This window comes from Bradyrhizobium sp. P5_C11_2 (assembly GCF_054049755.1).
In genome coordinates, this window is the sequence record NZ_JBFULT010000240.1 from 1 (window position 1) to 10756 (window position 10756).

At 65.9% G+C, this 10756-nt stretch carries 10 protein-coding genes and 1 pseudogene; 1 reads left to right on the plus strand and 10 read right to left on the minus strand.

Going from position 1 to position 10756, the window contains the following annotated elements; genetic code table 11:
- Positions 1–183: pseudogene (locus ACXJL8_RS21680) on the plus strand (VanZ family protein); the annotation flags it as partial.
- 43 nt (positions 184–226) lie between these two features.
- On the opposite strand, the gene ACXJL8_RS21685 reads toward ACXJL8_RS21680, so the two are convergent.
- The 10 genes from ACXJL8_RS21685 to ACXJL8_RS21730 form a co-directional block, all read right to left on the minus strand.
- Complete coding sequence (locus ACXJL8_RS21685; protein WP_456622297.1) at positions 227–610, minus strand: DUF1236 domain-containing protein; 384 nt, start codon at positions 608–610, stop codon at positions 227–229.
- Between the two features lie 128 nt (positions 611–738).
- On the minus strand, positions 739–1626 hold the full coding sequence (locus tag ACXJL8_RS21690) for a 2-hydroxy-3-oxopropionate reductase (RefSeq protein ID WP_456622252.1): 888 nt from the start codon (positions 1624–1626) through the stop codon (positions 739–741).
- A 272-nt stretch (positions 1627–1898) separates the two neighbouring features.
- Complete coding sequence (gene hyi, locus ACXJL8_RS21695; protein WP_456685552.1) at positions 1899–2684, minus strand: hydroxypyruvate isomerase; 786 nt, start codon at positions 2682–2684, stop codon at positions 1899–1901.
- Positions 2685–2693: 9 nt separating this feature from the next.
- Positions 2694–4484, minus strand: coding sequence for a glyoxylate carboligase (gcl, locus tag ACXJL8_RS21700; protein ID WP_456622250.1), 1791 nt, complete (start codon positions 4482–4484; stop codon positions 2694–2696).
- Between the two features lie 152 nt (positions 4485–4636).
- On the minus strand, positions 4637–6439 hold the full coding sequence (locus tag ACXJL8_RS21705) for an adenine deaminase C-terminal domain-containing protein (protein WP_456622249.1): 1803 nt from the start codon (positions 6437–6439) through the stop codon (positions 4637–4639).
- Between the two features lie 85 nt (positions 6440–6524).
- Complete coding sequence (locus ACXJL8_RS21710) at positions 6525–7325, minus strand: NYN domain-containing protein (RefSeq protein ID WP_456622248.1); 801 nt, start codon at positions 7323–7325, stop codon at positions 6525–6527.
- A 44-nt stretch (positions 7326–7369) separates the two neighbouring features.
- On the minus strand, positions 7370–8869 hold the full coding sequence (locus ACXJL8_RS21715; RefSeq protein WP_456622247.1) for a tripartite tricarboxylate transporter permease: 1500 nt from the start codon (positions 8867–8869) through the stop codon (positions 7370–7372).
- The gene (locus tag ACXJL8_RS21720) at positions 8869–9354 is read right to left on the minus strand and encodes a tripartite tricarboxylate transporter TctB family protein (protein ID WP_456622246.1); all 486 of its coding nucleotides are present in this window, start codon (positions 9352–9354) and stop codon (positions 8869–8871) included. The genes ACXJL8_RS21715 and ACXJL8_RS21720 overlap by 1 nt, the downstream gene beginning before the upstream one ends.
- Positions 9351–10319: a Bug family tripartite tricarboxylate transporter substrate binding protein gene (locus ACXJL8_RS21725; RefSeq protein ID WP_456622245.1), complete on the minus strand. Its 969-nt coding sequence runs from the start codon at positions 10317–10319 to the stop codon at positions 9351–9353. The genes ACXJL8_RS21720 and ACXJL8_RS21725 overlap by 4 nt, the downstream gene beginning before the upstream one ends.
- A gap of 105 nt (positions 10320–10424) precedes the next feature.
- Positions 10425–10756, minus strand: a 332-nt coding sequence (locus ACXJL8_RS21730; RefSeq protein ID WP_456685553.1) for an IclR family transcriptional regulator, incomplete at its 5' end; no start/stop codon positions are given.

Here is a 10756-nt window from a genome sequence, read left to right on the forward strand (position 1 = left end):
GTCCTGATCGGCCTGCTCGAGCTGATGCAGTTTTGGGCGCCCGGACGCCATGCGCGGCTGGAGGATTTTCTGGTCGACGCGCTCACGGCGTGCTTCGGCTTCGTGCTCGCGGCCGCCGCCGATTGGGTCATGACGCGCTTCCGCACAAGCTCCGCCGTCACAAGCCAAGGCCCCGCGGAGTGACGCTCCACAGGGCCCGACTTTTCACAGCCTAAGCTGTGATCGATCAGTCGATGATCTTGACGACGCGACGCGTGCGCGGCTCGACGATCACGCGGCGATCGTTGACGACCGCATAGCGATACTCGGTGTAGTTCGGCACCGGGCGCAGCACCACCGTCGGGGGCAGCGGCTCGCCGACCACGACGCGCTCGTGAATCACCACCGAATCATCGCGCGGAATTCCGCCTAGAATGGCATTCGGAATTTCCAGGCCGGCACCAACGGCCGCACCGACGGTGCCACCAACCATCGCGCCGACCGGGCCGCCGACGTCGCCGCCCGCGCGTGCGCCGTCCCGGGCGCCCTGTTCGGTCGTCGACTGGGCAAAGGCTGCGCTCGACGCCAGCAGCGACACGGCAGCCAACGAAATTGCAAGACGGGTCTTCATGTCCACACTCTCCAGTGTTGTTGTCCGCCTTCAACCGCGGGGCCCGGCCATTGTTCCGGTTTTCGCGCGGCGAAAGACGGCGCCATCGCACTGAAGACTGTTCCCGAAGAATGTTCCCGAGGAACATTTTACGCTGCGGCGATTTCGTGACCCGCCATCAGTTCCAGCGCCCGCACCATCGCCGAGTGATCCCAGCCCTTGCCGCCATGCGCGGTGCAGGACGAGAACAATTGCTGCGCCACCGCCGTGCTCGGCAGCGACAGGCCGAGCGCGCGCGCGCCTTCGAGCGCGAGGTTGAGATCCTTCTGGTGCAGCTCGATGCGGAAGCCCGGAGCGAAATTGCGCTTCACCATGCGTTCGCCATGCACTTCGAGAATCCGCGACGAGGCGAAGCCGCCCATCAGGGCCTGCCGCACCAGCGCAGGATCGGCGCCGGCTTTCGACGCAAACAGCAGCGCCTCGCTCACCGCCTCGATCGTCAGCGCGACGATGATCTGGTTGGCGACCTTGGTCGTCTGGCCGTCGCCATTGGCGCCGACGCGGGTGACGTTCTTGCCCATCCTGTCGAACACCGGCTTCATGGTGTTGAAAGCGCGCTCGGGCCCGCCGACCATGATGGTGAGGCTCGCAGCCTTGGCGCCGACCTCGCCGCCCGACACCGGCGCGTCCAGATAGTCGGCGCCCAGCGCCTCGATCTTCTTGGCGAATTCCTTGGTCGCCAATGGCGAGATCGAGCTCATGTCGATGACGATCTTGCCCTTGGAGATCCCGGCCGCGACGCCGTCCTTGCCGAACAGCACCGCTTCGACATGCGGCGTATCCGGCACCATGATGATGATGGCATCGGCTTCCTGCGCGACCGCCTTGCTCGACTTGCAGGCGACGCCGCCGGCTGTGATCAGCTCGGGCGCGACCGGCGCGACGTCATGCAGGAGCACGCGATGGCCCGCGGCCAGGAGATGGCCGGCCATCGGCCGTCCCATGGTGCCGAGTCCGATGAAGCCGATGTCGATCATGTCTAATTCCTCTAGATTTGGGCTAAGTCCGTCCACGGGCTCGATGCACCTCTCCCGCTTGCGGGAGAGGCATAGGCCGCCTTCGGCGGCCGTCTCTTAAGAGGCGCCGAGGCAAAGCCTCGGCTATGGCGTAGCGCCGGGTGAGGGCTCTGTCCGCTGGGGGATTTTCTCGGTGCATTTCTGCGGTCCCACCGCGGAGACACCCTCACCCCAGCCCTCTCCCGCAAGCGGGAGAGGGAGGGCACTGTCACCGCGGCCACATCAGCGCGCTCTCACGTCTCGAACGTCTGCGCCGCGTGCCACGACAGGCCTTCCAGCGTCGTTGTGCGCGGCTTGTATTCGCAGCCGATCCAGCCGCGATAGCCGATCGCGTCGAGGTGGCGGAACAGGAAGGGATAGTTGATCTCGCCGGTGCCCGGCTCGTGACGGCCGGGATTGTCGGCGAGCTGGATGTGGGCGATCTGGGGGAGATATTCCTGCATGGTGCGGGCGAGATCGCCCTCCATGATCTGCATGTGGTAGATGTCGTACTGGATGAACAAATTGTTGGACCGCACTTCCGAGATGAGCTGCACCGCCTGCTCGGTGCCGTTGAGGTGGAAGCCGGGAATGTCGAGCGTGTTGATCGGCTCGACCAGCAGCTTGATGTTCTCCCGCGCCAGCGTCGAAGCCGCGAAGCGCAGATTTCCGACCAGCGTCTCGTTGAGCTCGCGCGGATCGGCATCGGCGGGCGCGATGCCGACGAGGCAGTTGAGCTGCTCGCAATCCAGCGCCTTGGCGTAGTCGATGGCCCGAAACACGCCGTCACGGAATTCACTGACGCGATCCGGCAGGATCGCGATGCCGCGCTCGCCCGCCGCCCAATTGCCGGCGGGGAGATTGTGCAGCACCTGCGTCAGCCCGTGGGCCTCGAGCTGCTCACGCAGCATCGCCTTGTCGAAATCATAGGGAAACAGATACTCGACCCCGGCAAAGCCCGCCGCTTTCGCCGCGGCGAAGCGGTCGGGAAACGGCATCTCGTTGAAGAGCATGGTGAGGTTGGCGGCGAATTTCGGCATGATATTCCCCTATTCCGCCGGCTGAAGCACGCCGGGCTGCTTGGTCCCGACCTCGTCGAGGGCCAAGTCCAGCACCTCCTCGAACTCGACGATGTTGTCGATCTCGGTGCCCATCGCGATGTTGGTGACGCGTTCGAGGATGAACTCGACCACCACCGGCACGCGGTGCTTCGCCATCAATTCGCGCGCCGTCACGAAGGCGGCCTGCGCGTCCTTCGGGTCGGTGACGCGGATCGCCTTGCAGCCGAGCCCTTCGGCGACCGCGACGTGATCGACACCATAGCCGCCGAGCTCGGGCGCGTTGATGTTCTCGAACGAGAGCTGGACGTGATAGTCCATATCGAAGCCGCGCTGGGCCTGGCGGATCAGGCCGAGATAGGAATTGTTCACGACGACGTGGATGTAGGGCAGATTGAACTGCGCGCCGACCGCGAGCTCCTCGATCAGGAACTGGAAGTCGTAATCGCCCGACAGCGCGACGATGTCGCGATCCGGGCATGCCGCGCGCACGCCGAGGGCAGCGGGCAACGTCCATCCGAGCGGTCCTGCCTGCCCGGCATTGATCCAGTTGCGGGGCTTGTAGACGCCCAGGAATTGCGCGCCGGCGATCTGCGACAGGCCGATCACCGTGACGTAGCAGGTGTCGCGGCCAAAGGCCCTGTTCATCTCCTCGTAGACGCGCTGCGGCTTGATCGGAACGTTGTCGAAATGGCTCTTGCGCAGCATCGAACGCTTGCGATCGCGGCAGGTGGCGGGCCACGCCTGGCGCTCGCGCAACCTGCCTGATCGGCGCCACTCCCTGGCGACGGTGACGAACAGCTCGAGCGCGGCCTTCGCGTCCGAGACGATTCCGAGATCAGGATTGAACACCCGCCCGATCTGGGTCGGCTCGATGTCGACATGCACGAAGGTGCGGCCCTTGGTGTAGGTCTCGACGGAGCCGGTGTGGCGGTTGGCCCAGCGGTTGCCGATGCCGAGCACGAAGTCCGACTCCAGCATCGTGGCGTTGCCGTAGCGGTGGCTGGTCTGAAGGCCGACCATGCCGGCCATCAGCACGTGGTCGTCGGGGATCGCGCCCCATCCCATCAGCGTCGGCACCACCGGCACGTTGGTGATCTCGGCGAAGGCCACCAGCAGGTCCGAGGCATCGGCGTTGATGACACCGCCGCCGGCCACGATCAGCGGCCGCTCGGCCGCGTTGAGCATCTCCAGCGCCTTCTCGACCTGCTTGCGCGTCGCGGTCGGCTTGTAGACCGGCAGCGGCTCATAGGTCTCGTCATCGAACTCGATCTCCGCGAGCTGCACGTCGAGCGGCATATCGATCAGCACCGGGCCCGGCCGGCCCGAACGCATGACGTGAAACGCCTGGCTGAACACCCGCGGCACCAAGGCCGGCTCGCGCACGGTCACCGCCCATTTCGTCACCGGCTTTGCGATCGACTCGATGTCGACGGCCTGAAAATCCTCCTTGTAGAGCCGCGCCCGCGGCGCCTGCCCGGTGATGCAGAGGATCGGAATGGAATCGGCGATCGCCGAATAGAGCCCGGTGATCATGTCGGTGCCGGCCGGCCCGGAGGTACCGATACAGACGCCGATATTGCCGGCCTTCGCCCGCGTATAGCCTTCCGCCATGTGGGAAGCGCCCTCGACATGCCGCGCCAGGATATGGCGGATCGAGCCGCGCTTCTTCAGCGCCGAGTAAAGCGGATTGATCGCGGCCCCGGGAACGCCGAAGGCCGTCGAGACGCCTTCCTTCTCCAGAATACGGACGGCTGCATCGATAGCTCGCATCTTCGCCATATCGGACCTCGCTCGGTTGCCTTGGTTCGAGCGTGATCATCGGGCGTGCGTCGGCTCCGCTCAACGAGATCGATTTTATTTTCCACGATGCGGCAGCCGCGGAAAAACCGTGGTGGTCTCAATCGGTTACATTGCGAAACGGATGAAAGAAATCACTCGAACAGCGGCGCCAGTTCCATCTGCGGCACCAGCACGAGGCCCTTGTCCGTGATGCGAATTTCCGGAATGACCGATAGCGGAATCAAATTGAAGCCCATGTAGGGGATGGTGCAGCCGGCCTCCGCCCATTCCTTCTTCAATGCCTTGACCTCTTCCGCCACCTCGGTGACGCGCTTGTCGGACAAGAGCCCCGCGATCGGCAGCGGCACCAGCGCCCTCACCTTGCCGTCGGCGACGACGCAGACGGCGCCCTGGTGCTCCTTGATGGCCGCGATCGCGACCTGCATGTCGCCCTCGTTGGTTCCGGCGACGATGATGTTGTGGCTGTCATGCCCGACGCTGGAGGCCACCGCGCCGCGCTTCAGGCCAAAATCCTTCAACAGGCCATAGGCGACGTTGCCGGCCGATTTGCCGTGGCGCTCGACCACCGTGACGAAGCACAGGCCATAGCGCGCGAACAGCGACGGCCAGTCCTTTGCCGGCTCGATCGCGACTTTCTCATGGATCAGCGTGATGCCCGGCAGCGCCGTCTTGATGGCGTTGACCGTGCAGGCCTTGGCCGGCAGCTCCGGCGTGAGCTTGACCTTCTCGGGCAGCTTCACCGTGGCGTACGCCGCCTTCGGATATTGATAGCGCTGCGACAGCGCCTGATCGAGACGCGGCGTGATCTTGCGATCCTCCACCACGAGCTCGCCGCCATACCAGGTGCATTGCGGCTTGAGATTGTCGTCCATCAGCACGAGATCGGCGCGGCGGCCRCCGCCGAGCCCACCGATATCGCCTTCCATGCCGAAGCGCGTGGCGCCGTGCAGCGAGCCCATCGACCAGGCCTGCTCCGGCGACATCCCGGCCTTCACGGCCTCGCGCACCACCCAGTCGAGACCGAACAGCAGGAGATCGTCGGCATCGCGATCGTCGGTGCACACCGCCGTGCGCTTGTGCGAGGCACCGAGCTCGGTGATCGTCCGGATCGCCTGCGGCAGGGAGTGCCACGGCGTGGTCGGCGGGCCGCCGCGCAGGAAGACCCAGACGCCGGCGTCGAGCAGATCATCGGCGATGTCGCGGTCGATCGCCTCATGCGTATCTGTGACGCCGCTCGCCGCATAGGCTGCGACGAATTCGCGGCCGTAGACGTGGCCGGACACCGGGCGGCCGCGCTTGAGCGCCGCGGCAAGGATGGCGTGGCTGCGCTCGTCGCCCATCGTGACCGGCACGAAATCCATCTTCTCGCCGAGCGCGACGGCTTCCGGCCAGCGATCGAACAGGCCGGCGATCTTGTCCGGCGTGAGATCGCCGCCCGCGGTCTCAAGCTCCGCCGACGTGGCCGGGACGGTCGACGGCACCGTCAAAAAGATCGAGAGCGGCGCCTCGCGCGCGTCCTCCAGCATCGCCTCGACACCGGCGACATCCATGACGTTGCCGATCTCGTGGCTGTCGCAGAAGATCGTGGTGGTCCCATTCAGCAGTGCTGCCTCGGCATAGGCGCAGGCCGTCACCATGGAGGATTCGATGTGGATATGCGGATCGACCAGCCCCGGCGCGATGATGCCGCCGGCCGCGTCGTAGGTCGCGACGCCGCTCCACGCCTTCTTGGCTGTTCCGGCCGGCTTGACCGCGGCGACACGGCCGCCGGTGATCCAGACCTCGCGGTTCGCGTGGATGCGCTCCGAATAGGTCGAAAGCACCCGGGCCCCCGTGACCACGAGATCCGGTGCGACGCGCGCGGAGGCGACATCGGCCAGACGCCGGGTCATCGAATGCAGCGGTGCGACGGCGAAGCGGGTAAGTCTGGTCATCGGGCCCCTCGCGTGGCGTTACGGCCCCGCGATGGTTACGCCCCGCGCCATAGCGGGCAAGCGCAAATATAACGGCAGGCCCTGCTTACGCCTTAGGCGCCGAGCCGCCCGCCGCGCCCGCCCGTGCAGGCCTGCGCGGGTTCCGCCTTCTCGGCGGTGCTGCGGCAGCGGGCTTGACCCGAATCCGCATCGAGCGGCCCTTTGACTCGTCGATCTCGAACGAGTTCGTCTTCCGCACGAGGTCGCTCAGCTTGCGGAACCCGAACGTTCTCGGATCGAAATCGGACGCCAGATTGGCGAGTTGCCGGCCGACTTCGCCGAGCGTCACCCAGCCGTCCTCGCTCTCCATCTGGGTGATGACCTTCTTGATGATGGGAGTCGCGGCATCAAGCGGTTGAAGCGACGTCGATCTCGAGGCGGCGTCCTGGGTGTTCGCCGGGGCGGCAAGCAGGTTCTCGGTGTAGACGAACCTTCGGCAGGCCTGCCGGAAGCTCTCCGGCGTCTTCTGTTCGCCGAACCCAAAGACATCGATGCCCTGCTCCCGGATGCGGGCCGCCAGACGGGTAAAGTCGCTGTCGGATGACACCAGGCAAAAGCCATCGAACCGGCCGCTGTGAAGCAGGTCCATGGCGTCGATGACCAGGGTGATGTCGGACGCGTTCTTCCCTGTCGTATAGGCGAACTGCTGCTGCGGGATGATGGCGTGCTTGGACAGGATGTCCGCCCACCCCCTGGATCGCGCATTGGAGAAGTCGCCGTAGATGCGGCGAACGCTGGCCTCGCCGATCTTGGCAATCTCCTCGAACAGTCCATCCGCGATCTTTGCGGAGGCATTGTCGGCATCGATCAGGACGGCGAGACGGGGCGARCGAAGTTCCGACGGCATGGCGTTTCCTCGACCAGATGGACGCAGCACGCGCGCCGGGACCGCTAGTCCTCGTTCGCCTTGAAGCGTCCCATCCCCTTCAGCACGAATGGGGCCAAGAGCGCAACCAGCGCGATGCCGAGCAGCGTCGCCGAGATCGGGCTCTGGAGCAGCGTCATGGGATCGCCGAGGCTGATCGCGAGCGCGCGGCGCAACTGGCTCTCGGCGATCGGGCCGAGGATCAGGCCGACGACGACGGGCGCGATCGGAAAATCGAACCGGCGCATCAGAAAACCGAGCACGCCGAAGCCAGCGAGCATCGACAATTCGACCACCGAGGGCTTTGCGGCGATGGTGCCCATGGTCGCGAACACGAGAATGCCGGCATAGAGCCACGGCTGCGGGATCGCGAGCAGCCGCACCCACAGGCCAACCAGCGGCAGGTTGAGCACCAGCAGCATGCAATTGGCAATGAACAGGCTGGCGATCAGGCCCCACACCAGGTCAGGCCGCTCAGCGAACAGCAGCGGCCCCGGGTTGAGGCCGTATTGCTGGAAGCCAGCCAGCATCATCGCGGCCGTCGCCGAGGTCGGCAATCCCAGCGTCAGCAACGGCACCAGCGTGCCGGCGGCGGAGGCGTTGTTGGCGGCTTCCGGCCCCGCGACGCCCTCGATCGCGCCCTTACCGAATTCTTCCGGGTACTTCGTCAGCCTTTTCTCGGTCGAATAGGACAGGAAGGTCGGGATCTCGGCGCCGCCGGCGGGCAGCGCCCCGATCGGGAAGCCGAACATGGTGCCGCGCAGCCACGGCTTCCACGATCGCTTCCAGTCTTCTTTTGTCATCCACAGCGAGCCGCGCACCGGTTCGAGCTTCTCCTCGGTGTGGTGGCGGCGCGAGGCGACGTAGAGCGCCTCGCCCACCGCGAACAGGCCGACCGCGAGCGTCGTCACCTCGACGCCGTCGAGCAGTTCGGGGACGCCGAACGCGAGCCGCGCCTGACCGGTCAGCTTGTCGATGCCGACCAGGCCGAGTGTCAAACCAATGAAAAGGCTGGTCAGGCCGCGGATCGGTGAATCTCCGAAGGTCGCCGACACCGTGATGAAGGCGACGCACATCAGCGCGAAATAATCCTCCGGGCCGAAGCGCACGGCGAAATCGACCAGCCACGGCGCGAGAAAGGCGAGGCCGATGGTGGCGATGGTGCCGGCGACGAAGGACCCGATCGCGGATGTGGCAAGCGCCGGCCCGCCGCGGCCGGCCTTGGCCATCTTGTTGCCTTCGAGCGCGGTCGCCATGGACGCGCTCTCGCCGGGCGTATTGATCAGGATCGCGGTGGTCGATCCGCCATACATGCCGCCATAATAGATGCCGGCAAACATGATCAGCGAGCCGCCGGGATCGAGCTTGTACGTCACCGGCAGCAGCAGCGCGACCGTCAATGCCGGGCCGATGCCGGGCAGCACGCCCACGGCCGTGCCGAGGAACACGCCGATCAGCGCATAGAGCAGATTCATCGGCTGGACGGCGACCGCCATGCCATGGGCCAGCGCGGCAAAGGTGTCCATCACAGCAGTCGCTCCAGCGGGCCGGCGGGAAGGCTCAGCGTCAACAGCCGGTCGAACGCGAGATAGATGAGGGTCGACATCACGATGGCGATGACGGAGTCGGCAAGGACGGCACGGCGTCCGAACGCCGCCGACGTCGTGACGAACAGCGCCGATGTCGCCAGGATGAAGCCGCCGCCGAAGCCGATGATGGCGATCAGCAGCGCAAGGCCAGCGAGGATCAAGACAACAGGCACGGGATCGGCGCTCTCGCGCGCCGGCAAATTGCCGCGCAGCGCGTCGATGAAATTGCCGATCGCGAGCAGCGCGAGGCCGGTGGCGATCACGACCGGCATCGCCTCGGGCCCCATCCCGTACATCGCTGTGGATTGCAGGCCGCGCGCGTCCCAGACCAGCACTGCGGCGAGACCTGCGAGCAATGCGGCGATGACGATGCCGGCGCGATCGACGCGCCGCGGCGGCTGCACGGGATCGCCCGAGGTCATGACTTGACCAGGCCGACTGACCTCAGCACGTCGGTGACGCGAACGGTTTCCTTCTTCAGGAAGTCGGCGAAAGCGTCGCCGCCGAGATAGGCGTCCTCCCAGCCCTTCTGCTTGAGGATCTCCTTCCAGGCGTCCGACTTCACCATCTTCTCGACCGCATCGCTCAAGGTCTTGCGCTGCTCCGGCGTGATGCCGGGAGGCGCGACCACCGAGCGCCAGTTGGCGATCACGAGGTCGATGCCCTGCTCCTTGAAGGTCGGGATGTCACTGCCTGCGATGCGCTTCTCCGAGGTCACGCCGATCGCGCGCAGCTTGCCGGACTTGATCTGCCCCTCATATTCGCTGAGGCCGGAAATGCCGGCGGTGACCTTCGCGCCGAGAATGGCGGCAAGCGACTCGCCCCCGCCCGAGAACGGGATGTAGTTGATCTTCTTCGCGTCGGCGCCGACGGCGCCAGCGAACAACGCCGCCATGACATGGTCGACGCCGCCGGCCGAGCCGCCGGCGAAGGTCACCTTGGCGATATCGGCCTTCACCGCAGCGGCCAGATCCTGCGCAGTCTTGATCGGCGAATTCGCCGGCACCACGATCACCTGGATTTCCTCGGTGAGGCGCGCGATCGGCGTCACCTGATCGAGCGTCACCGGCGACTTGTTCATGGCGAGTGCGCCCACCATGACGAAGCCGTTGACCATCAACTGATTGCCGTCGCCCTTGGCGCCGTTGACGAACTGCGCGATGCCGACGCTGCCGCCTGCGCCAGGAACGTTGGTGACCTGCACGCTGCGCGCGACGCCGGCGGCGACCAGCGCCTGCTGCATCGAGCGCGCGGTCTGGTCCCAGCCACCGCCCGGTGCCGCCGGCGCCATCAGCTTGAGCTCGAGCTGCTGGGCAAAACCCGGCGTGGCTGCCGCAAGGGTCAGCGCGACGGCTGCGCCGACGAGGCGCGCGGGACATCGAAACATGGGGGCATTCTCCGGGCTCATGCGGACGTTCGCCGCATTGTGTCGTTTGGTCGCATATCAGCCAAAACGACCGATACTGTCCAGCGATAGGGCCCGGGTTTCCTGTTAGCCAGACGCCGGCATGACCCCGCCGAGCGCAACCGTCAGCTCGCCGGCGACTTCGCGCACGATTTGGCCGATTCCCGACAATCTGTCGTCGGTCAGGCGGCTGGTCATGCCCGAGACGGAAATCGCCGCGAGCGGCTCGGCGCAGTGGTTGTAGACCACTGCGGCAATACAGCGCAGGCCCATGCAGGCCTCCTCATCGTCGATCGCGAAGCCCTGTTTGCGGATGGTCGCGAGCTCCTTGAACAGGTCGCTCGGCCGCACGATCGACTTCTCGGTCAGGCGGGGCATGCCGTGATGGCGGATGACGGCGCCGACGTCGTCGTCCGAAT